Raw genomic sequence first — 20,740 nt, forward strand, 5'->3', positions numbered from 1 at the left:
CTCGTTGTTTGGACGCTCGTACGCAGTCTGGAAAGCTGTTGGGCGGCACCGAAAATACGCCTGGGTTTCCACCTGAAGTCATGGCCCAATCCTTGGGCCAATGTATGAGTTGTGGTGCGGTGATGAGAGGCTGGAACCCGCGAAAACAGGCACTGCACACCGCTCAACACCGCGAAAATAATCGTGTGGTGATGTTGGCGGTGGAGATCAAAGAGCTTTTCCAGCCCGCTCCAGTCGGACGGGCATACGTCGACAGCGTCTGCACGCTGTAACCCTGCTGTTGAGCGATAGATGCGGGCTTGTTTACGCAGATTGTCGCATGGGTAACCGTACCCTGCCTTTTGGTGGAACGTTTTGGCCGACAAGCTTCTCCTCCAAGTCGGAATGGAACCAACGTAACGACTGCCAGACCGGCTTGAACCAAAAGCGTTACCGATAGGCATTTGGGCGGCGAACGCAAGGAAGCCGGAAATTTTTACAGGGGAAGTGGCGGGCGATTGCAACACGAAGAGCGCCAGTATTGGGCCCGGGATCACTGTTGTGATAAAAGGGCCAGCGACCGTGCGGTAAATCGCAAAGGTTGGTCAGGCATCATGCATTGGGATGTCCTTCTACGACCAGGCGTGAGCCATCTCTGCCATTTGGCGTATTCGGCAACGTGCCGGCGCTGGCCGATGATTTGACCCCCTATAAAATGCGGGTCATTATTGGTAGTTGAGAGTAAGCGTATAATTACTTGAAAAGTTTCCAACCGGTTGAGTGCTTGCGCCATTCAAACGTGGAGTGAAGCGCAGGCGCAGTGAGTTGCTGCCCGATTTAAAGCTAAACGTGCGCGCGGCAGAGAAATCCACGGGCTGACCTGTGTCTGCCCAGCAGCTTACCATGGACAGTCCGCTCAACGTGGTTGCTGAAAGGCCTGATGTGCTATTCATTATGCTTTGACTCGGTGTCAGCTTGGCTGTTACCTGGACGTCTTTTTTGCAGGAAACAGCTATGTTGGCTGTTTGATTGGCTGTGGAGATGTCGCTGCCTGAGAAAGCCCCGAGATATAGATTTACCGCTGCCTCAGAAACCAGGTCGCATGCCGGGCTTTCCACCGTATAAGTAATAACACCAGCATTGACTTCATCTGAATACTGGGGGGCTGATCTATGGGTGCCGAATACCTGCCATTTGAACTCATAGTATCCCGGCTCAACTCCTGCCTCTAGCTTGAATGTGACACTTGAATAAAAGCGCACATTTTGCTGAAGAGACCTGCATGCCCCTAATGGGCAGACATTTCCCTGAGTGCCGAAGCCGCCTTGCATCAGCTGCGCTCCTTTGACGGTTATGGATTTAGCCTGCGGCGCGGGCACCCCGGGGTAGGTCGTATAGCCAGACAGCTGGCTGAGATTCATGTCGAATGGATAGGTGAAGGACATGATGCAACTGATGTCGATTGTAACGGTAATTTCCTGCCCTGCACTTACTGTCCCTACTCGCCAGATTTCTCCACCCGAGTAAGGGCGCGTGCATCTTGCCCCCCCTTGGATGGCCAATGCACTGGTGGAAAATAGGCTGACTGTAATACTCATGCAAATTATCAAAATCCGCCAAAATGCACGGAATCGCCTATTGCTGCGTAGGGTTGACATTTCAGGTCCTATTTGAATATCTGTGTTGCCCAGCTAGGCAGTCGAGTTACTGAATTTAAAAACTCAAAGATAGCCTGTAAAGCAGGTCCGGTCGCGTGAATAGTACCCACAGCGCAAGCGTGAATATCTCAAGGCTAATGAAGTGACGACGGCAGGCGAGGATGATGCTGTGTTACAAAAAAGCAGTACTGCCCAGGGTTAGATCTATCGGCGACGGCACAGCAGAAACAGGTAATCGCGCGGTGGGTCTCAGTGCTGATGCGACGGTTCTAGCCGAGATTGGCATCTATTCCAAGGCGGTTTGCTTCCATTTTCAAAATAATTTTCCCGACATCTTTATCGCCATCGTGCAGACGATCGAAAAGCTCGGCAAAAACAAACAGCATCAAGTATTGGGCATTGGCAGGTGAGTGCTCTTCGAAAGATATACTTTCCGATTTGAATTTGTTGTTTGCGGTTGCCTCTGCCTCGTTGATGAGTGTCAAGACCTTGAGAATCAAGTCCCGCTCTACGCAGCGAAGCGTTTGAGCAATGATTTTTCTATTTTCCCTGGAAGTGTGCGACACGTTCAGCTCCTCGATGGTTAGTCAAAAACTTGGGTGAAACCCTTGCAGTGCAAATGGCTAGCAGTGATGAATCGCCCAGATGATCTCGCGCCGGCGTGCCGTTCGAAATTGCTAAATTCACCGGTTCGATAACTAAGACCTGAACGTTACAGCCGCGCCTCGTTTGACACAATAAGACACATCTCAAACATACCGCATGGATTCGGCGCTTGTGCCGCGGCGCGTCCGACAGGTCACGTTCCTCGACCGTACCCAAATCTCTCAACACCTCGTCTCGCGCCGAGGCATTGCAATGATCGCAGACCTCGATGAGCACATCGATTTCCGGTTTCGCCGCGAGACCTGGAACAGAGGTGCTTCCAACGTGGTGTATCGAAATCAGCGCCTCGCCAAAGGCTGAAGCGATGAGTGTCTTGTCTGCCAAAAATCGAAGCGGCCATGCGGGGTCGTAGGGAGTGATCTTGCTGGTCAGTACCATGTACCTTCCTTGGCGGGAAATACTCGAAGTCGAGAACTGTCTTAGCGCTTGCCCTATTTAGCATGGCTGATTAGCACCTTCGATCAATACGCCAGACGACGGATCGGCACGCTACCGCGTTTGTACTGCTGGTAGGCGGTGAACGGCAAGATAATCGTATCGGCAACTCCAGAGGCTGCCATGTCAATCAGGATAGGAAACGGCGCCCAATGTGCTCCCGTTCGTTGCGGCCCATTTAAGTTGCAATACTGATAAGCGACGCCACTGTATGCCCGACTAAGGGTATGACAATTGGTCTGCCATTTCGCCAAGTCGTCAACGGCTTTAGATTCGTCCGATACCGTGTGCACCGTGGCACAGCCACTCAGCAATATCGTTAGCGCCACGCCACTCCATAGCTTGCTCATTCGAAAACTCCATTTGATGTAGCCAGATCATAGCATCTCGATGTCCGACGGTGCTCGCTGGGGCCGCTCGTTCCCCGACGCAAAAAAAAGCTCCATCAGCCGAGAGCCGGGCGCGTTACCTGAGTTATCCTTCTGGGGCAGTAACGCCACAGATAAATTCATCGGACCCAAGCCGGTGCGACCCAAACTCGACGACATAGTCGTTACCACGTCGCTGTGCCTCGGCCCTGGCGGTTTGCTGGTCGGCATAGATGTCGACGAAATGCCAAGGATGAATCGCTCGTAGCACACCCCATCCGAGGACCCAGCCTGGATTATCAGGATCACCAGGAAGGTTTTTTGCAAGGCTTCGGATACTCATGCCTTTCTCCTTCAAACCTATCACCGCTACTAATGGTCGGTACCCGCTGGCTTTTGCGGGCATGCCTTGGCTTAACAACTGTAAAGAAATGGCAAAATTTGCCCAGGCTTGCTGTTTAGAAATTACGCTCTGCGGCACAGCCCTGCCGTGCACTAACCGGGGCTGTGATTCGTAACTTTTGCAGTCGTGTAATGAGGTTCAAGCATGTCGTGCGTGCGATCATGACCGTAGCAATGGTATCGATGCTTACAGGTTGCTGGATGTTCATGCCGCCAGGCGGCGGTGGGCACGGTGGCGGTCATGGGGGCCGGGCATGATGGGCGAGGGGCCTGGCGGCGGCCACCGCTGATCCTGAAATGTTCAATTGACTGATCAGTGATCAAGCTTATGGCGATTCGCTGGTCTGGCAATCAGCATCATCAAGCAGCCTTTCTGGATTGAAGAAGAACGATGCAATGATCACCGCGCTGACAACGCCCATTGCATCGGCGAGCAGCAGGAGAAATTCGCGCCCCTCTCCCAAAATCATTGTATGACTGAGCGCCAGGCTCGCGCCATGCGGGAAGGCGGCAATGCTGAGCAAGGCGACCGCCAACGCGGTTGACAATAGCCGCGTGTAGGTCCTCCCGAATGCTGACATGTAAGCCCAGAATATAAAGATGCTGCACACCGCCAAGGCGGTAGATGTTAAGAACTGGGTAAGTATTTCCAGCCACCACACCATGGCGTTCTCCTGAGGTCATGCGGGGGTTCTTATGCATGAGAATCATGGAGCGAAACAAACGTTCCGCTGGCAAAAAAAATTACCTCAAGCCTGTGCACAGGCCTGAACACGCTCGCTGGCGTTATAGCCAAAAAACCTAGAGCGCCCGCTTCTTTGCGCAGTAACATAGGCCGATAAGAGCTCAAAAACGGGTTGTGGCTTGGCAACGCATTCTCGAGGGGGTAATTGGAGCGTGTCGCGTGAAAAGCTCAAGCGTATTTGCAGGCGCAATACTGTCGACCACCCTCACTGCGTTGTCCTTGGTTGGATGCGCCCAGAACCCTGATGTACGGGCAGGGCATGATTTCACCTCTGGTTACACGCAGCGAAGCCCACAGGCCTATCTGGGGTGCGTCAAAGGTGAACTCCCGAGTAACGTGAAAACCTACCAAGTCGCTACCGGAGATTCGCTCAAGCTTTATGTTCAAAGCATTGACCCCGATAAGGCCGACGGCTTGATCGAACTTCGAGGAACAGGGAACCAGCACGCGTTTACTGCCTACCAGCGTGACGCCTGGTATGACCATGGCCGGCTACTCGATGCAGCCTTGATGTGCAAAAGAGTCTGAGGCAGCACCTGCATACACCAAAAGCCCGCATCAGTAAGCGGGCTGTTTGCATTCAGACTGCTTCAGGCCCGGCTGGGTCTAACGTAGACTTCGGATTCTGCGTGAGATTGTTCAGCCCGCGACTTTAGTGGATTACGTCGCAGCACCTATCCCGGATACAATGACCCACGTTCAAGACGGGTTAAATGAAAATGCCAATTTTTCGCATCTTTGTTATTTCGGCTCTCACAGCTGGCCTTGCTGCCTGCGCCAATCCAGGCAAGCCCACCGCAAGCAAACTCACGGCAAAATCCCCGCAAGATTACGCTGCTTGTGTCCTGCCGAAGTGGCAAGCCGTCTCTGCGCAAACCACGCAGAAGTCGATCAGCCACGGTTATCGACTGACGGCGCCCAGCGCCGTAGCCTCGGACGAGGTGTTGGAAGTAGTGGAAAGCCGTGAAGGCAGCCGAGCAACGTTCTACAAAGGGAGCTTCCTGTCCACTGACAAGCTACGCTTGGCTGCCAGAGAGTGCTTGTAGTAACCGGCTGCGTAGGAAATGCCGATGTCCAACGCCTTCACGTTCATGTCGTCGCCAGTCGGCACCCTTACTTTGGTGGCACGGGGTGAGCGGCTTGGCGCCGTGCTGTGGGAGGCCGAGCGGGAGAACCGCGTCAGGCTGGGCCAACTGCACCGCGATGACCAACACCCCATGCTCCGGGAAGCGGCCCGGCAGTTAGGCGAGTACTTCGCCGGCATGCGCCAGCGATTCGACCTGGCACTGGAGTTCGCCGGTACCGATTTCCAGCGTCGAGTGTGGACGGCTTTGCTTACCATTCCTTTCGGCCAGACGCGCAGCTACAGTGACATCGCCCGGCAGATCGGCGCTCCCCAGGCAGTGCGCGCGGTGGGGGCGGCCAACGGGCGTAATCCGATCTCGATCATCGCCCCTTGTCACAGGGTGATCGGTGCGTCCGGTAACCTGACCGGGTTCGCCGGAGGGTTGCCGGCCAAACAGTACCTCTTGGCATTGGAAGGGCGACAGACCTTGGCGCTGGATCTGTAGTGCACAGGTGTTACCTAGATTTCCAGCGGCACCGCGCGTGCTGTATTACTTGCGACGTCCAGCAGGATCATGCCCTCTGCTTTGTCAGTCAGTGCCGCCAGCAAATTGCCGTGGCGGTCCCATGCCGCAGAGCCTCCCGCACCGACGAATGAGTCGCAGGGGCCAACACAGTTGGCCATCAAAACCGGCATGCTAACGGCTCGGGCCACTTGCGGATAATGCTCGTGGCCCTCGCGGATTCCTTTTGCGGTCTTGGCAACACTGACCAAGTACAGCTCGGCGCCCAAGCGATGGGCGTGGGCAGCATGGTCGATGAACATCGACTCGTAACAGATCGCCGGGGCAATGGTCAGTGGCCCCGCATCGAACACCAGGGGATGATCCCCCGGCGCGAAAAACGGCCGCTCATCCTCGTGCAGGCGCTGCTTGACGTAGGCCAGGACGGGCATGCCTGGGCGCAGGATCGGCATGCCGATGCGGATACCCTCTGCGCTGGGCAACGGTAGCCCCACCGCGGCACTGATTGCCAGCTTGTCACACAGTGCCTGCAAGGGTTCCAGGCGAGCGCAAGTCAGCGGCAGTGCGACCTGGCGCGCCAGGGTCGGCTCGTAGCCGGTCAATGACAACTCTGGGAAAACCACAAGCTCGATGCCAAGTGACGCCGCTTGCTCTATACAACGCATATGGCGGAGCAGATTGCTCGCCAGGTCGCCCTTGCGCGACGCCAGTTGTACGGCGCAGAGTTTCATGGTGCGTGCCTTCCAGGGTGCCAGAATGGCCGAGCATACCCCCCTCTGGCTGAGCTGCACCAGTAGAGCCCCGCGCCAGTGGTCGTACCCAATCGTAGCTGCCGTGGCCAGTGCCATGAGCATGCAGGCCGAGCATCGAATCGCAACCTGGACCTGCGCAGGCAAGCGAGCCTGTGCCATGCTGTTGGCAAATGCGCGCGTGCCGATGGCTACGCCGGACAACCCAGGCAGTAGAGGAGCAGGGCGATGAGCCGGTTTCGGCGGGTAGCCGCCAACAGTGCAGGACGGGATTTGGCCGTGGGCGATATCCATGGGCATTTCCCAAGGCTTGAGCAGTGCCTGCAGGCCGTGGGCTTTGACACCAAAGTGGACCGCCTATTCAGCGTCGGCGACCTGGTCGACCGCGGGCCGAACAGCGAAGCATGCCTCTGGTGGCTGTCTCAGCCTTGGTTTCACGCGGTTCAGGGGAACCATGAGGCACTGGCGATCAGTTACCTGCACGGCGGGCGCCTGGACCTGGACATGTACCGTGCAGCGGGTGGGGGTTGGTTCATGGATATGCCTACCGAGCAGCAGGCGGTGTTCGTTGAACGTTTCATGCAACTGCCGCTCGCGATGGAAGTCCAGACCGAAAGCGGCCTGATCGGCTTGTTGCATGCAGACACCCCGTTCAATCAGTGGCAAGCACTACGCGATAGCCTGCTATTCGACGACGACCCGACGGTTCGCCAAGTGTGTCAGTGGTCGCGTCAACGCCTCAAAGATGGCAACGATGAGGTCGTACAAGGGGTGCGGGCTTTGTTGGTGGGCCATACACCCGTGCTGCAAGCCAAGCAACTTGGCAACGTCTGGCACTTGGATACCGGCGGTTGGGCAACCGGGCATTTCAGCCTGATGGACTTGGCCAGCCTGCAGCTGATCAGCGCCACTGCAGATGAATCAAAAGCCCCAGGGCCAGCAGGATGAGCATGCACCCGGCCACTCGCTCCAGCCATGGCAGAGCACCGGCGAAGCGCTTGAGCAGCCGCTGGTTGCCAATGGCGCCGGCCACCAGCAGGTCCCACAACAGCACGATGGCGAACATCCACGCGCCGTAAAGCCACTTCCAACCTGTGCTGGTGCTCGCGACCATGCCCGCCAGGCTGGCGTAGAACAGCGCGTTCTTTGGGTTGAGTGCGCCGCAGACAAAGCCCATGCCCAGCGCGCGTCCCCATTCTGGGATTGCCCCCTGAGTAGTAACGGCTGTCAGCTCGCTGCTGCCCGCATGGCGCAAAAACAGCACACCGATATAGAGCAGGTAGCCGGCCCCGCCCAGTTGTACGGCGGTGAACAGCGCACTGCCTTCGCGCAAGATTGCCAGCCCGGCAAACGCCATGGCAATGAACAACCCATTGGCCAAGGCAATACCGAGGCAGGTGCCACTGGCCACCCGCCAACCTGCCGATATCGAAGTGCGCGCCACTAGAAAAAAGTCAGGCCCCGGTGACAGGAGGGCGAGGAAGTGGGCGAGGGCGACTATCAAGAACTGTTCCATCAGGGCTTACTCATGGCTAAAGCCGTAGTCTGAGTGGTAGCCCTGAAGCGGTATTGAAGATTATTGCGCTTGACGATATTGCCCCGGCGTCACACCAACGTGGTGTTTGAACACGCGCTGGAAATGGCTCTGATCGGCAAAACCCAAACGGTAGGCAACCTCTGCCAACCCCAGCCCTTCACGCAGCAATAACCGGCCATGGTTGATCCGCGCGTTCAGCAGATAAGCGTGGGGCGTCAAGCCGGTCGCTGCCCGGAACGCGCGAATCAATTGATAGCGGCCCATGCCCACTTGGTTGGCCAGATGCTCAAGGCTAAGTTGCGCCAGATCCTGCGCTTCGATGTACTTGATCAGGCCGTGTACGGCGGGCTTCGTCAACTCAGGAACCGGCGCCGCCGGGCACGCTGGCTGCGCGGCAAAATCGTGATCGCCCAGGAATGCCACCAGCGCCGCCCCCTTTTCGGCAACGCTCGCTGCAGAGAACAGCAGCGCATTGAGTTCGCAAAAGTCACGATACAGCGCAGGCTCGCGGCTTACCCGTGCTGGTGCGCCGGGCTGCGCGGCTGCCAAACCTGACTCCAGGCGCATCTGCGCCAGCCAGATAGCGTCGATGTGAAGCATCTGGTAGCTCCAGGCTTGGCCCGGTTGCGGGTTGCAGGCATGGACCCGCTGTGCCGGCACCAGGACCAGAGTACCAGGGCTCAGGCGCTCTTCCCCCTCGCCAGCGCCAGTGAAGCAACTGCTGCCGGCATCCACCGCGCCAATGGAGAAAGTCGGGTGGCTATGGGCTTTGTAACAGGCGCGGCTATGGCAGGCACGCCGGGCTTCTAGCCACGGCAATGCCGGGTCGCGCCATAGCACAGAGCGGGCAGCGGGCATGGCAAGTTCCTTGATTGGCAGCGCAGCTTAGCAGCGCAGAGCCGGTGGCCGTACAGTTTTTGTCGGTGGCTGTACCTTGACCCAACACCACCGTGCATCGACAGTAACGGCGCCTTGTCTGGAGAACAAAATGGACCTGCCAAGCCTGTTGCTATTCCTCCCGGCCTGTTTTGCCCTGAACATGGCGCCGGGGCCGAACAACCTGCTGTCACTGCACAATGCCAGCCGCTTTGGCCTGCGCACCGCTTGTGTAGCCGGGGCCGGGCGCATCCTGGCTTTCAGCGGCATGATCGCGTTAGCGGCAATGGGCCTTGCTGCGGTGCTGCACACCAGCGAATACCTGTTTCTGGCGATCAAGGTAGTGGGCGCGGCCTATCTGTTCTATATCGCCTGGCAACTCTGGCGCGCCCCAATTGGCGAGGCTGTTATGCCGGGCGATCAACCGCGTGGTACGTGGCGCCTTGCTCGTCAGGAATTCTGGGTAGCGGCGGGCAACCCGAAGGCCATTCTGATTTTCACCGCCTTCCTGCCGCAGTTCGTTTCGGTCGGCAGCGCCACTTCGGTGAGTGAACAGTTCCTTTGGCTCGGCGTGCTGTTTCTGCTGCTGGAATGGGCGGCGATTGCCATCTACTCGGGGCTCGGTGCCTACCTGCAGCGCTGGTTCTGCCAGCCGCGCTCACGTCGGCTGTTTAACCGGATAAGCGCTTCGCTGCTCGGCTGTGCCGGCCTCGGTTTGCTGGCATCGCGGCGCTAGAACTCCCAACGCACCCCCAGGTTCACGCCGCTGGCCTGCTGCTGGCGGCTGTCGAGGTTGCTTGCGTAGTGCACCCCCGCGTGCATGCTCAGCGCACTGCTTATCTGCGCTACGAGCCCGCTTTCAACGCGCAGCGAGCTGGACCGATAGTCGGTTTTGATGCTGTCGACGTTATCGAAGGTGAGGGTGTCGCGCCCACCGTCGCTGTGCCACACGTCAAACTGCACATACGGCTGCAACAAGCGCCCATTCGCTGTGTGATAGGTCCCTTCTAGGCGCACGCCAAGCCGGCCGGTGATTTCCACCTGGGCGTCGTGGCTGACCCGCGAGACACTGTCGCTGGCACTGTCGAGCAAGACTTTCTGAGCAATCAGTTGGGCTTGGGGCTCCAGAGTCCAGCGTTCAGCCACGCGGAGCGGGTAACCGGCTTCCATAGACGCGCTCCAGGCGTGGCCGTCGATGTTCAAACGGTCGCCTCGGTTGGAGCGCGCGCGGCCTTCGAGGTGGGTATACTGCAGCACCGCATCGATGTAAGCCCCGCGTGGGTCGATGAGCGTCCAGTAGGCGCCGACACTGTCCCCGGTCAGGCGCAAGTCGCCGACACTGCGGCCATCCTCGGCCAGCGCGAAACCTTTGACATCGGCATCCAGCCGGCTGTGACCGACGTAAAGGCCCAGATGCTGGCGATAATCACTGTCGCTGGCCTTGGCATAAAGATCCTGGCCCACCTTGAAACCATACAGGTCCCCATCCAGGCTCGGGCTGACGGTGCCGCTCCACCCTTGACGTAACCCTTGAGCGTAGGCTTGACCCCAGCTGGCAGGCAGCGCGCCCTGACCGTTCATGAGCCGCTGGTCACCTTGACGCTGATGGAAGGTGCCAAGTGCCTGGCGGGCGATGACCGCCGCTCCCCGTGGTGCTGCGGCATACACCGGCACCTCGGGGCGATACAGGGGCAGGCTGGTACTGGCAATGGGAGCGGGTAGTTCAGCTTGGCCAGGCGCTGGGGCAGCCACTGGAGGTGTTACTGCTGGCTCGACCTCAGGCTCGGTAGGGAAGGAAGGCTCCGAGGGCTGTGAGGGCTGTGAAGGCTGTGAAGGCTCGACAGGGTCCTGAGCCGGCACTGTGACCAAGGTCGAACGCAGGTACCAGCTGTTTTCGCTGCCTGCGGTCACGCCGCCTTTGAACAGCCTGTAGTCGTAGGCGCCCGCTGACAACGTTTGGGTCTGGACAAAGGCGGTCGCGCTGCTGGTGGCGCCGTCACGGGCCTCGACGACCAGTATGCCGTTTTGCTGGGTGGCGGCACCTGTACCAGCCAGGTTATTGACCTGCAGTAGGGTACTTCCTGTGATGCTGCCACGGCTGACCACCAAGCGGTCGGACGCGGCGTCGTCGCCAGCCAGCACACTGTTGACCCGCAACAGGCCACTGTCACCTTGATAATTGCCGATGATATTCAACCGCCCCTGAGCATCCTGGCCTGCGCTCAAATCGATGGTGCCTGCATTGCGGACATTGGCCTGCCGTTCGAAGATCAAAGGCGCGACGGTGCCCAGGCGCGAAACCAGCGCACTCGTGTCATCGACTACCAGGGTGCCAGTGTCGCTGTCCGCATCGCCCAGGACAAGGGTGTCGTCCAGCGTCAGGCGGCTGCCCTGCTGCAGCTCGATCGCTTCGAAGTTGAGGTAGCGTGCGCCACCTTCGAGGGTGCTGTTGATGAAGTCCAGCCGGTCGTTACCAGCATTGCCATCGAGCGTGATGTTCAAGGTTTGCGAAGTCAGGTTGCTGATGCTTACCTGATCGTCGCCCAGGCCCATGTCGACACGCCCGCCGATGGTGCCGCCTGACCAATTGAGTGTGTCGTTGCCCGCGCTGGCGAGCACGTTGCCATTGAGCATGCCCCCACTGATGGTAATGCTATCTCGCCCGCCACTGGTGCTGATGTTGCCGCCGATGGTGCCACCGCGCAGAATGATGGTGTCATTACCGAACCCGCTGACCAGGTTGCCGTCAATCAGGGTTTCGACCCCTGAATCCTGAGACATCTCGAAGTAGTTGTCGGCTAGCTTTAGGTCGACCCTGCCAATCCGCCCGCCTGCAAAGATGGCGTAATCGCCATCTTCGAATGCGCCAACGATTCGCCCTCCGGACATGTAGAACGTGTCGTAACCTTCCCCTTGATTGAGCGACTGCACGGTGCCGCCGAGCATCTTGAAATCATCGATCGCGGCGCTTTGGGCGATAGCGCCTAAATTGTCCCCTGGCCCGACCTCCAGCGATTGAGCAGCTACCGCAAGAGGCAAGGTGAGCAGGCTGAAGGCGACAGGCAGCAGGTCATGGCAACGCATCGGCAGGTCTCCTTAGTCTGCGAAGAAGCCACTACCTGAAGCGGCACTTATGTACCGTTTCGGCCCTGCCTGTGTTTTTAGGTAAAAGGTCGTAACAAGACAACTGGCAAAAATGTCAGTGGGCACATAGCCATCAGTCGCGGTAGAAAGTTTGAACCAGGTGGTAACCAAACTTGCTTTTGATCGGCCCGTGGACCACCCGCAGCGCTTTTTTGAAGATGACCTGGTCGATCGAGCCAACCAACTGTCCAGGTCGCACTTCGCCCAAGTCGCCGCCGCGCTTGCCTGAGGGGCAGATGGAAAACTTCTTCGCCAGCACGTCGAACGCCTCACCGGTGGCAATGCGCTGCTTGAGCTTCTCAGCTTCTTCAGCAGTCTTGACCAAGATGTGACGGGCTTGAGCTTTCATGGGGCACCTGTGCTTGCGGGGCAAAAAGGGCGACATTATGCCTGATCGAGCAGCGCCGTGCGGTCACGCAACCGCCCCAACGCTTGCGGGTTGGCCAGGGCATCGGGGTATTCGCAGCGATTGCCGGTTAACGGCGTTACGGATGGCCAGTTTGCCTTTCACTGGGCCAACCAGCCTCCATCGACGTTCCAGGCAGCACCGCGTACTTGGCTACCGGCCTCGCTGCATAGGAACAGTACCAGCTCACCAAGGTGCTCGGGTGTGACGAAGGCGAGCGAGGGCTGCTTCTCAGCCAGCAGGTCGTGCTGGGCTTGCTGCGGGTCCACGCCATCGGCGGCGCGGTCATCGATCTGCTTTTGCACCAGCGGCGTCAGTACCCACCCTGGGCAGATGGCATTGCAGGTCACGTTGCTGGTGGCGGTTTCCAAACCCACCACCTTGGTCAGGCCGACAACGCCGTGCTTGGCGGCGACATACGCTGCCTTGCCCGTAGAGCCAACCAGCCCATGCACCGAGGCAATGTTGATGATTCGTCCCCAGTTACGGGCGCGCATACCTGGCAGGGCGAGGCGAGTACCATGAAACACTGCCGAAAGGTTCAGGGCGATGATCTTGTCCCAGCTCGGCACTGGGAACTGCTCCACTGCAGCCACATGCTGTATGCCAGCATTGTTGACCAGGATATCGACCCCGCCAAACTCACGCTCGGCCTGGTCAAACAGTGCCTCTATCTCTGCAACCTGCGACAGATCCGCAGGATGGTGAATGACTTTAACGCCGTGCGTGGCGATCTGCGCGGTGGCCCAAGCAGGGTCGCCAAAGCCGTTGAGCACGATATTGGCGCCGGCGCGGGCCAGCACTTGGGCGATGCCAAGGCCGATACCACTGGTGGAACCTGTGACCAGTGCAGTCTTGCCTTTCAAACTCATGGAAAAACTCCTCAGACGATACCGGTGGCGTAGAAAATGGCGATGACGATGATGCCGCCAGCGTCCTGATCAGGGTAATACCGAAATGTCCTTAACTAGCTACGGGGGTCGAACGCTTCGCGCAGGGCATCGCCAATGAAAACCAGCAGCGAAAGCATCACCGCCAACGCAAAGAACGCGGTAAAGCCCAGCCAGGGCGCCTCCAGGTGCTGTTTGCCTTGGGTTACCAACTCACCCAAAGAGGCGCTGCCGGCGGGCATGCCAAAGCCAAGAAAGTCCAGCGCCGTCAAGGTCGTGATAGCCCCGGTAAGCATGAACGGCACGTAGGTCAGCGTTGCGTTCATCGCGTTGGGCAGCACGTGCCGCAACATCACCTGGGTATCCGGCAACCCCAAAGCGCGAGCCGCCTTTACGTACTCAAGGTTACGCCCCCGCAAGAATTCAGCGCGTACCACGTCGACCAAGGTCAACCAGGAGAACAGCGCCATGATCCCCAGCAGCCACCAAAAGTCCGGCTCTACGAAACCACTGAGGATGATCAACAGGTACAACACAGGCAGCCCCGACCACACCTCCAGCAAGCGCTGCCCGAACAGGTCTACCCAGCCGCCGTAATAGCCTTGCAGAGCACCGGCGCCCACCCCGATCAGCACGCTGATCGCTGTCAGGGCAAAGGCGAACAGCAGTGAAGTACGCGTGCCGTACAGTACCCTTGCCAGCACGTCGCGGCCCTGATCGTCGGTGCCTAGCCAGTTGCTCGGGCTAGGTGGGCTGGGCGTGGGCACTTGCAGGTCGTAATTGGGGGTATCGGCGCTGAACGGGATAGGCGCGAACAACATCCAGCCGCCCTGACCCTCGATCAGTTGGCGCACATAGGCGCTGCGGTAGTCTGGCTGAAACGGCAATTGGCCGCCGAACTGCTGCTCGCTATAGCGCTTGAGTGCCGGCACGTACAGCTGGCCCTGGTAACTGAGCAAGAGCGGTTTGTCGTTGGCCACAAGTTCCGCGCACAGGCTCAGCAGCATCAGGCCGGCAAACAGCCAAAGCGAAACCCAGCCCAAGCGGTTGCGGCGAAAGCGCTGCAGGCGACGACGCGAAACCGGCGAGAGCATCAGTGCGCCCTCGAGTCGAAGTCGATGCGCGGGTCGAGGACCGTGTAGGCCAAGTCACCTATCAGCCGAAACAGCAGCCCGGCGAGGGTGAAGATGAACAGTGTGCCAAACACCACCGGGTAGTCCCGTGACACGGCGGCCTCGTAACTCATTCGGCCCAGGCCATCGAGTGAGAAGATTACTTCGATCAGCAAGGAGCCTGCGAAGAATACGGTAATCAGCGCCTGCGGCAGCCCGGCCAGTACCAGCAGCATGGCATTGCGCAACACATGCCCGTATAGGACCCGGCGCTCGCTCAGGCCCTTGGCGCGAGCGGTGGTCACGTATTGGCGGGAAATTTCGTCGAGAAACGCGTTTTTGGTCAGCAGTGTGAGCGTGGCGAAGCCGCCGATTACCAGCGCACCCACCGGCAACACCAAGTGCCAGAAATAATCGGCCAGCTTGCCTAGCAGGCTCAGTTGGTCAAAGTCTTCCGAGACCAGCCCACGTACCGGGAACCAATTGAGCGAAGTGCCGCCGGCGAAGAGTACGATCAGCAGTAATGCGAACAGGAAGGAGGGCAGGGCATAGCCGACCACGATCAGCGCACTGCTCCAGGCATCGAAGCGGCTGCCATGGCGTAGCGCTTTGCGGATACCCAGGGGAATGGACACCCAATATGTGATCAATGTGGCCCACAACCCCAGTGACAGCGTCACTGGCAGCTTATCGAGGATCAGGTCTGTGACCTTGGCTCCGCGAAAGAAGCTTTGGCCAAAGTCCAGTCTGGCGTACTGGCCAAGCATTAGCCATAGGCGCTCGGGAGCGGTCTTGTCGAACCCATACTGGCGCTTGATTTCCTCGATGAGCTTCGGGTCCAGGCCGCGGGTGGCTCGGGACTCGCCGTGAACGACCTCGGCCCGAGTGCCGGGCGCGCCGCCACCCAGGCCCTGAAGGCGTGCCACTGCCTGCTCGACCGGGCCACCGGGCGCAGCCTGAACGATGGCGAAGTTGACCAGCAGGATCGCCAGCAGGGTGGGGATGATCAGCAGCAGACGCCGCAGGATGTAGCTGGTCATGGCTTCGCCTTGCGCCGTTTGGCCATCTCTTCGTTGGTCAGCGCGGTTGGGCTGATTTCCCACCAGCTGTCCAGCCCTTCGTCATAGGCAGGCTGAATGTTCGGTATGCCAAAGCGGTTCCACCATACGGTCGAACTCCCTGGCGGGTAGTAGTTAGGGATCCAGTAATAGTTCCATTGCAGCACCCGATCCAGAGCATGGGCATGGCGTAACATGTCGGCCTGAGTATCGGCGCGCACCAGCCCATCGATCAACTGGTCAACCACCGGATCCTTGAGCACCATCAGGTTGTTGGACCCCGGATCATTGGCAGCTGCCGAACCGAAGTAATTGTAGAGTTCTGTGCCCGGCGACAACGTCACGCTGTAGCCAGTGACGATCATGTCGTAGTCGCGAGCCATCAATCGATTCACATATTGCGCCGAATCGACGTTACGGATATTCAGCGTGATACCAATCTGTGCCAGGTTGCGCTTCCACGGCAGCAGCAACCGCTCCATGCCCGACTGCCCGTTGAGGAAGGTAAACGTCAGTGGCTCGCCTTGGGCGTTGACCAGGCGATCGCCTTCAGGGTGCCAGCCGGCTTGTTGCAGCAACGCCAGCGCTTGCAGCTGCTGGGGCCGAACGATCCCCGAACCGTCGGTTACCGGTGCGCTGAACACGCGGTTGAACACTTCGTCCGGCACCCGCCCGCGCAAGGGTTCGAGCAGCTTGAGTTCGGCGGCGTCCGGCAGTGCCCTGGCAGCCAGCGGGGTATTGGAAAATACGCTTTGCTGACGGATGTACAGGTTACGCATCATCTGCCGGTTGCTCCACTCGAAGTCCCACAGCATGGCGAGCGCCTGGCGTACCCGGCGGTCCTTGAACTGCGGCCTGTCGAGGTTGAACACGAAACCCTGGGCCGGCTGCGGCTTGGCCGGGCCCAAGTGCGCGCGCTGCAGGCGGCCATCATCCAGTTGGGCCCCGTTGTAGCCCAAGGTGTAGGCAGTGGCGGAAAATTCGCGGTTGTAATCGTAGCCTGCGCCTTTGAGCACCTGGCGCGCCACTTCGGTGTCGCCGAAGTACTCGATACGAATGCGCTCGAAATTGTAGCGCCCGCGGTTGACCGGAAGGTCTCTGGCCCACCAGTTCGGATCACGCTCGAAAGTGATACTGCGCCCATTATCGATGCGAGCGATACGGTATGGGCCACTGCCAACCGGTTTGTCGAAACCTGCACCGTTGGCGAAGTCGCGGTTGGCCCAGTCGTGGGCGGGCATTACCGGCAAGCTGGCCAAATCCAGGGCCAGAGTGCGGCTGTGGGGCCGCTTGAAATCGAAGCGCACCTGCTGTGGGCCCTCGATTGTGACCTGAGCCACATCGGCGAATTGAGTACGGTACTTGAGGCTGCCCTCGGCCATCAGCTTATCGAAGCTGAACCGCACGTCTTCGGCACGCACCGGCTTGCCATCGGCGAAGGTCGCTCGCGTGTCGATCTCAAAGCGCAGCCAGGCATCATCCGGGCCACGCTCCATGCGTCGGGCGATCAGACCATAAACGGTGTAGGGTTCATCGAACGAACGCTGCGCCAAAGGCGCGTACAACCAGCCATCGACCTCGCTGACACCGATGCCTTTGTCGATGTAGGGCAGTATGTGGTCGAACTGGCCGATCTCGATGGCCGAGCGGCGCATCAGCCCACCCTTGGGCGCGCTGGCGTTGACATAGTCGAAGTGGTGAAAACCCTCGCTGTAGCGCGGCGCGTCACCATAGACGGTGAGGGCGTGTGTCGGCGCTGCCTGGGCTATCGAGCCCAAACACCAGGACAACGCCCCAACGATGACGCGTAGGAGCGGGTTCACCCGCGATAAGGCTGAGCCAGGCACGTGTATGGGCTGCCTGGAGCTTTTCGCCGGTAAGCCCGCCGCCACACAGGGCATGATGATCAGCAGATCAGTCCTGGCGGCTAGTGACTTCCAGCAGGTGGTAGCCGAACTGGGTTTTCACCGGGCCCTGAACGGTATTGACTGGGGCGCTGAACACCACGGTGTCGAATTCCTTGACCATCTGGCCTGGGCCGAACGAGCCCAGGTCACCGCCCTGGCGGCTGGACGGGCAGGTGGAGTTGGCCTTGGCGATTTCAGCGAAGTCGGCACCGTTTTCAATCTGGGTTTTGAGTTCGTTGCACTTCTCTTCAGTGCTGACGAGGATGTGACGTGCGGTAGCGCGTGCCATGGGGTACTACTCCTTGGGGGTAAAAACGGCAAGCCTAGCGCACTTGGCCAGTGAATGTCTCGTTGCGCTCGGGGGCAGCATTATTGCGACAGACTCGCGCACCGGGTAACTGATATTTCTGCCAGTTGTTGGTGTCGTTGCCGGTTCCTAACCTGAGGCGGCACTTCCATCAATGCGCCAATGCGCAAGGGGCACCTCCATGGTTACCGCAGAGAGTCTCAAAGACCCGGTTTTCAGTGCAGCTGACGTCGTGCAGGATGATTCTGATGGCACGACGAGCGTTAAAGCCTCGCTCGATGTTTTTGCCAAGGCGATGAAGAACAAGTACCCAAACGACCCGGCCGGCAAGGCTCCACGTCCCATGGTCTACGACGCGCTCAACGGGCTTTCTACTGCGGATCAGGGGATCAGCGGTGCCTTGCTTGAAGAGGATGACGATGGCTTGTTGGTCATTGTCCCAGCTTATCCGGGCATGAAGGATGGCCATAGCTTACGTTTGGCTTGGGGGCTGGCCATCGTTGCAAGCGCCAAGGTGACCGAGGCCGATGTGGGGTCTTATGTGAGTATCCGCGTGCCCCCTGAAAAAGTCCCCAAGGGCCAAAGCCGTTTACGCTATTACGTCACCACAGGTTTGAAAGTGTTCATGACCTCTCTGGAGACCATCACCTTGTTGCGTATGGGCCAGCCAGGCGTGCTTGGCGCTCAGGGCGTAGATGAGGAATTGGCCGCGCCTGTTGTCGAGTTGCCGGCATCCAAGGTGGTGGGGCCTGCGCAAGCCAAAGCCAAGGTCAAAGTGCATATCCCGGCTTACCTCAACAAACAGAATCTTGACCGGATTACCCTGTTCTGGGGCGACCAGACGATCGAACACGTGGTGACGGTGAAGAGCAAAGCCGATGAAAGTACGCCGGTGATCATCGAGGTGGATGAGAGCGTGATCAAGGCGGCAGGCGATAGCGAATTCTTGCCGGTTTACTACTTTGTGACCGACGAAGTCGGCAACGAGTCCGAATGGTCAGCCGATGCGCTAGTCAACGTGAAGGTGCAGCCAGTAGAGTTGGCAGCCGCCCCTGTATTGCTGGACCGAAATGGTAGCGTGAATACTTCTGGTCTGGTGGACTTGGGCGATTTGGGCGCGGACCACCTTGCGGTGCAGGCTAAGGGTGACTTCAAAGCCGGTGACAGCATTGTCCTGAACTGGACGGGTTTGAGCGACGCCGGCCAATCGCTAGCGAAAGTTTACGGCCCTCAGGTATTGGCCAAAGACAGCACTGCGCTGACTTTCAAAGTGCCAATCGATGTACTTGCCGCCCTGACCGGCGGCAGTGCGCGGGTAACTTACACACTCACCCGTAGTGGCGTTAGCAGCACGTCAAAAGTCGCTGTGGTCGATATTCAGGGTGAACCGATCGGGCTACCGGCACCTGTCCTGAACAAAGACAAGAACCTGGATCACTGGATCGAGGCCGATCATGCCTTTGTTCATGTGTTGATCCCTATTGAAGCTGCTCTGCTGGAAGAGGACGAGGTGACTGTGCATGTAGTGGGTACCGCCTCCGATGCCAGCGTCAAGGCCTTGAGCAGCAAGATGTTCCGTATGACCGCTAAACGGGTAGGAAAAGTGCTGCCCATCAATTTAAAGGGTGCAACGTTCATCAAGCCTTTCGACGGTGGCTGGGTGGATGTGTCGTATGCAGTCAAACGCGGCGCGCTCGTGATGCGCTCTGAAGTGGTCAGGTATTACCTGGGCGAACCTGCCAGCACGCTGGCTGCACCGACGACGGACCCGCTACTGGCCAAAGGCGTGGTTGACCCAACGCTGCCAGAATATGAATACGACATGCAGATCGTCATCCCTGCCGACCAGGTAACACCGACTCCCTGTACAGTGACCTTGTACTGGGAAACCTCCGATGGTGAATACTACGAGGACGAACAGGTGCTCGAAGCAGGTGATGAAGTGAGCCCGTTCATGGTGCCTGCTGAACACCTTACTTACAAAGGCGATAAACCGAACAAGGTGTGGGTCTACTACGTTGTCGATTGGGAAGACAAGCCCAGCAAGGCTTCAGAAGACTTCGAGTTCAGTATCGGCACCCAACAGGCCGTGGCGAAATTGCCACCAGCGCTGAGCCTTCCCGGAGTCAAAGGCGGCAACCTGGACCTTGGCAAGGTCGCTACAGGTGGGTTGGTGGTAGAGATACCGCAGTATGAAGGCATGGCGGTCGGCGACAAGATACGCATCAAATTTGATAATTTGACCGTCAAGGAGCACACGGTTGCAAGTATAGGTAAACAGACCATCAACCTGACCTCAGCTGACCTTACGCCGGTAAGCGGTCTGAAAAACGCGGTGATGACCTACGAGGTGGAGCACTATCCCTCGGGTGCAAAAACAACATCCCAACCGATGCCCGTGGGGCTTTCCGGACAGCTGAAAATCCCCAGCTACAACCGCACTGAAACGTTCGGAACTGGAACCGGGCATTCTTCAATGGTTCGGGGTAAAGAATATAAATACCCTGCTGCTGATGTACGACTTGACAGTGGTATGGGCTGGATCATGTCCACGCGCGAGGCGATACACTTACCTGTAAGCGGATGCGTGATAGCCGGGCATTTCGGTAGTACTGTGAGTTTCTTCCTTAAAAACCCCGTCACCTCATTCTCTTTTGATTTCACCACGGTTTCAGGGAGTGAGGTGAGAATTATCGACGACGCTGGGAAGGTCATCGACACGCTGCCGATGCCTACACCGTCCGCGTCTCCGCCCAAAGGCTATACAGTCTATACGACTCGCTTCACCTACTCGACCACAGGGGCTGCGGTCTCGCATTTTCAGGTCGTGAATATGAGTAAAACCAGAAATACCATTTATATAGACAACCTGCGCTATTGACCTGAGCTTTGGCTTGGGGGCTGTGCAGTCG

The 20,740-nt window shown here is 58.5% G+C and carries 22 protein-coding genes; 6 read left to right on the forward strand and 16 right to left on the reverse strand.

Annotated elements, in window-relative coordinates; translation table 11 throughout:
• Positions 1–704: 704 nt before the first annotated feature.
• From ACK59H_RS05100 to ACK59H_RS05125, 6 genes are all read right to left on the reverse strand, one after another.
• Positions 705–1,577 carry a hypothetical protein gene (locus tag ACK59H_RS05100; protein WP_155500238.1) on the reverse strand — a complete coding sequence of 291 codons (873 nt, stop codon included), beginning with the start codon at positions 1,575–1,577 and terminating at the stop codon, positions 705–707.
• A gap of 329 nt (positions 1,578–1,906) precedes the next feature.
• The gene (locus tag ACK59H_RS05105; protein ID WP_060477329.1) at positions 1,907–2,203 is read right to left on the reverse strand and encodes a hypothetical protein; all 297 of its coding nucleotides are present in this window, start codon (positions 2,201–2,203) and stop codon (positions 1,907–1,909) included.
• Positions 2,178–2,681 (reverse strand): GrpB family protein, encoded by a 504-nt coding sequence (locus ACK59H_RS05110; RefSeq protein ID WP_081016605.1) that lies wholly within the window; start codon positions 2,679–2,681, stop codon positions 2,178–2,180. Before ACK59H_RS05110 ends, ACK59H_RS05105 begins: the two co-directional genes overlap by 26 nt.
• 83 nt (positions 2,682–2,764) lie before the next feature.
• Positions 2,765–3,088, reverse strand: a complete 324-nt coding sequence (locus ACK59H_RS05115; protein ID WP_060477330.1) for a YceK/YidQ family lipoprotein — start codon at positions 3,086–3,088, stop codon at positions 2,765–2,767.
• Between the two features lie 124 nt (positions 3,089–3,212).
• Complete coding sequence (locus ACK59H_RS05120; RefSeq protein WP_081016606.1) at positions 3,213–3,449, reverse strand: hypothetical protein; 237 nt, start codon at positions 3,447–3,449, stop codon at positions 3,213–3,215.
• 385 nt (positions 3,450–3,834) lie between these two features.
• Positions 3,835–4,173, reverse strand: a complete 339-nt coding sequence (locus ACK59H_RS05125; protein WP_060477332.1) for a hypothetical protein — start codon at positions 4,171–4,173, stop codon at positions 3,835–3,837.
• A gap of 239 nt (positions 4,174–4,412) precedes the next feature.
• Here ACK59H_RS05125 and ACK59H_RS05130 point away from each other — a divergent pair, with 239 nt between their 5' ends.
• The 3 genes from ACK59H_RS05130 (at position 4,413) to ACK59H_RS05140 (ending at position 5,824) form a co-directional block, all read left to right on the forward strand.
• Positions 4,413–4,781 carry a hypothetical protein gene (locus tag ACK59H_RS05130; protein WP_060477333.1) on the forward strand — a complete coding sequence of 123 codons (369 nt, stop codon included), beginning with the start codon at positions 4,413–4,415 and terminating at the stop codon, positions 4,779–4,781.
• 191 nt (positions 4,782–4,972) lie between these two features.
• The gene (locus tag ACK59H_RS05135) at positions 4,973–5,299 is read left to right on the forward strand and encodes a hypothetical protein (RefSeq protein ID WP_060477394.1); all 327 of its coding nucleotides are present in this window, start codon (positions 4,973–4,975) and stop codon (positions 5,297–5,299) included.
• A gap of 24 nt (positions 5,300–5,323) precedes the next feature.
• Positions 5,324–5,824, forward strand: a complete 501-nt coding sequence (locus ACK59H_RS05140) for a methylated-DNA--[protein]-cysteine S-methyltransferase (protein ID WP_060477334.1) — start codon at positions 5,324–5,326, stop codon at positions 5,822–5,824.
• A gap of 14 nt (positions 5,825–5,838) precedes the next feature.
• On the opposite strand, the gene ACK59H_RS05145 is transcribed toward ACK59H_RS05140, so the two are convergent.
• Positions 5,839–6,573 (reverse strand): carbon-nitrogen hydrolase family protein, encoded by a 735-nt coding sequence (locus tag ACK59H_RS05145; RefSeq protein ID WP_060477395.1) that lies wholly within the window; start codon positions 6,571–6,573, stop codon positions 5,839–5,841.
• A 246-nt stretch (positions 6,574–6,819) separates the two neighbouring features.
• On the opposite strand from ACK59H_RS05145, the gene ACK59H_RS05150 reads away from it, so the two are divergent.
• The gene (locus ACK59H_RS05150; protein WP_060477335.1) at positions 6,820–7,539 is read left to right on the forward strand and encodes a metallophosphoesterase; all 720 of its coding nucleotides are present in this window, start codon (positions 6,820–6,822) and stop codon (positions 7,537–7,539) included.
• Here ACK59H_RS05150 and ACK59H_RS05155 read toward each other — a convergent pair.
• Complete coding sequence (locus ACK59H_RS05155) at positions 7,493–8,107, reverse strand: LysE family translocator (protein WP_060477336.1); 615 nt, start codon at positions 8,105–8,107, stop codon at positions 7,493–7,495. The genes ACK59H_RS05150 and ACK59H_RS05155 overlap by 47 nt on opposite strands.
• A gap of 60 nt (positions 8,108–8,167) precedes the next feature.
• Positions 8,168–8,986 (reverse strand): AraC family transcriptional regulator, encoded by an 819-nt coding sequence (locus ACK59H_RS05160; protein ID WP_060477337.1) that lies wholly within the window; start codon positions 8,984–8,986, stop codon positions 8,168–8,170.
• A 130-nt stretch (positions 8,987–9,116) separates the two neighbouring features.
• Here ACK59H_RS05160 and ACK59H_RS05165 point away from each other — a divergent pair, with 130 nt between their 5' ends.
• Entirely contained in the window at positions 9,117–9,740 is a 624-nt protein-coding gene (locus ACK59H_RS05165; RefSeq protein WP_060477338.1) for a LysE family translocator, read from the forward strand.
• Here the strand turns inward: ACK59H_RS05165 and ACK59H_RS05170 are convergent.
• From ACK59H_RS05170 to ACK59H_RS05200, 7 genes are all read right to left on the reverse strand, one after another.
• Entirely contained in the window at positions 9,737–12,088 is a 2,352-nt protein-coding gene (locus ACK59H_RS05170; protein ID WP_060477339.1) for an autotransporter outer membrane beta-barrel domain-containing protein, read from the reverse strand. The two genes, ACK59H_RS05165 and ACK59H_RS05170, sit on opposite strands and share 4 nt — an antisense overlap.
• A 133-nt stretch (positions 12,089–12,221) precedes the next feature.
• Complete coding sequence (locus tag ACK59H_RS05175; RefSeq protein ID WP_060477340.1) at positions 12,222–12,497, reverse strand: peptidylprolyl isomerase; 276 nt, start codon at positions 12,495–12,497, stop codon at positions 12,222–12,224.
• Between the two features lie 158 nt (positions 12,498–12,655).
• A complete protein-coding gene (hbdH, locus tag ACK59H_RS05180) occupies positions 12,656–13,426 on the reverse strand; it encodes a 3-hydroxybutyrate dehydrogenase (protein WP_060477341.1) in 771 nt (256 codons plus the stop codon).
• 95 nt (positions 13,427–13,521) lie between these two features.
• Positions 13,522–14,538 (reverse strand): ABC transporter permease, encoded by a 1,017-nt coding sequence (locus ACK59H_RS05185; protein WP_060477342.1) that lies wholly within the window; start codon positions 14,536–14,538, stop codon positions 13,522–13,524.
• Positions 14,538–15,596: a microcin C ABC transporter permease YejB gene (locus ACK59H_RS05190; protein ID WP_060477343.1), complete on the reverse strand. Its 1,059-nt coding sequence runs from the start codon at positions 15,594–15,596 to the stop codon at positions 14,538–14,540. Before ACK59H_RS05190 ends, ACK59H_RS05185 begins: the two co-directional genes overlap by 1 nt.
• Positions 15,593–17,521, reverse strand: a complete 1,929-nt coding sequence (locus ACK59H_RS05195) for an extracellular solute-binding protein (protein WP_081016607.1) — start codon at positions 17,519–17,521, stop codon at positions 15,593–15,595. The genes ACK59H_RS05190 and ACK59H_RS05195 overlap by 4 nt, the downstream gene beginning before the upstream one ends.
• 7 nt (positions 17,522–17,528) lie before the next feature.
• Positions 17,529–17,810, reverse strand: a complete 282-nt coding sequence (locus tag ACK59H_RS05200; protein WP_060477345.1) for a peptidylprolyl isomerase — start codon at positions 17,808–17,810, stop codon at positions 17,529–17,531.
• A gap of 199 nt (positions 17,811–18,009) precedes the next feature.
• On the opposite strand from ACK59H_RS05200, the gene ACK59H_RS05205 reads away from it, so the two are divergent.
• Positions 18,010–20,709 carry a hypothetical protein gene (locus ACK59H_RS05205; protein ID WP_060477346.1) on the forward strand — a complete coding sequence of 900 codons (2,700 nt, stop codon included), beginning with the start codon at positions 18,010–18,012 and terminating at the stop codon, positions 20,707–20,709.
• Positions 20,710–20,740: the final 31 nt, after the last annotated feature.

Origin of the sequence: Pseudomonas sp. KCJK9000, assembly GCF_046230725.1 — a bacterium.
GTDB lineage: Bacteria > Pseudomonadota > Gammaproteobacteria > Pseudomonadales > Pseudomonadaceae > Aquipseudomonas > Aquipseudomonas promysalinigenes.

Excerpts from the sequence above, each read along its gene's own strand:
- ACK59H_RS05100 (WP_155500238.1), bottom strand. The coding sequence starts at position 1,577 with ATGAGTATTACAGTCAGCCTATTTTCCACCAGTGCATTGGCCATCCAA.
- ACK59H_RS05110 (WP_081016605.1), bottom strand. The coding sequence starts at position 2,681 with ATGGTACTGACCAGCAAGATCACTCCCTACGACCCCGCATGGCCGCTT.
- ACK59H_RS05115 (WP_060477330.1), bottom strand. The coding sequence starts at position 3,088 with ATGAGCAAGCTATGGAGTGGCGTGGCGCTAACGATATTGCTGAGTGGC.
- ACK59H_RS05120 (WP_081016606.1), bottom strand. The coding sequence starts at position 3,449 with ATGAGTATCCGAAGCCTTGCAAAAAACCTTCCTGGTGATCCTGATAAT.
- ACK59H_RS05125 (WP_060477332.1), bottom strand. The coding sequence starts at position 4,173 with ATGGTGTGGTGGCTGGAAATACTTACCCAGTTCTTAACATCTACCGCC.
- ACK59H_RS05135 (WP_060477394.1), top strand. The coding sequence starts at position 4,973 with ATGCCAATTTTTCGCATCTTTGTTATTTCGGCTCTCACAGCTGGCCTT.
- ACK59H_RS05140 (WP_060477334.1), top strand. The coding sequence starts at position 5,324 with ATGTCCAACGCCTTCACGTTCATGTCGTCGCCAGTCGGCACCCTTACT.
- ACK59H_RS05145 (WP_060477395.1), bottom strand. The coding sequence starts at position 6,573 with ATGAAACTCTGCGCCGTACAACTGGCGTCGCGCAAGGGCGACCTGGCG.
- ACK59H_RS05150 (WP_060477335.1), top strand. The coding sequence starts at position 6,820 with ATGAGCCGGTTTCGGCGGGTAGCCGCCAACAGTGCAGGACGGGATTTG.
- ACK59H_RS05155 (WP_060477336.1), bottom strand. The coding sequence starts at position 8,107 with ATGGAACAGTTCTTGATAGTCGCCCTCGCCCACTTCCTCGCCCTCCTG.
- ACK59H_RS05160 (WP_060477337.1), bottom strand. The coding sequence starts at position 8,986 with ATGCCCGCTGCCCGCTCTGTGCTATGGCGCGACCCGGCATTGCCGTGG.
- ACK59H_RS05165 (WP_060477338.1), top strand. The coding sequence starts at position 9,117 with ATGGACCTGCCAAGCCTGTTGCTATTCCTCCCGGCCTGTTTTGCCCTG.
- ACK59H_RS05170 (WP_060477339.1), bottom strand. The coding sequence starts at position 12,088 with ATGCGTTGCCATGACCTGCTGCCTGTCGCCTTCAGCCTGCTCACCTTG.
- ACK59H_RS05175 (WP_060477340.1), bottom strand. The coding sequence starts at position 12,497 with ATGAAAGCTCAAGCCCGTCACATCTTGGTCAAGACTGCTGAAGAAGCT.
- hbdH (WP_060477341.1), bottom strand. The coding sequence starts at position 13,426 with ATGAGTTTGAAAGGCAAGACTGCACTGGTCACAGGTTCCACCAGTGGT.
- ACK59H_RS05185 (WP_060477342.1), bottom strand. The coding sequence starts at position 14,538 with ATGCTCTCGCCGGTTTCGCGTCGTCGCCTGCAGCGCTTTCGCCGCAAC.
- ACK59H_RS05190 (WP_060477343.1), bottom strand. The coding sequence starts at position 15,596 with ATGACCAGCTACATCCTGCGGCGTCTGCTGCTGATCATCCCCACCCTG.
- ACK59H_RS05200 (WP_060477345.1), bottom strand. The coding sequence starts at position 17,810 with ATGGCACGCGCTACCGCACGTCACATCCTCGTCAGCACTGAAGAGAAG.
- ACK59H_RS05205 (WP_060477346.1), top strand. The coding sequence starts at position 18,010 with ATGGTTACCGCAGAGAGTCTCAAAGACCCGGTTTTCAGTGCAGCTGAC.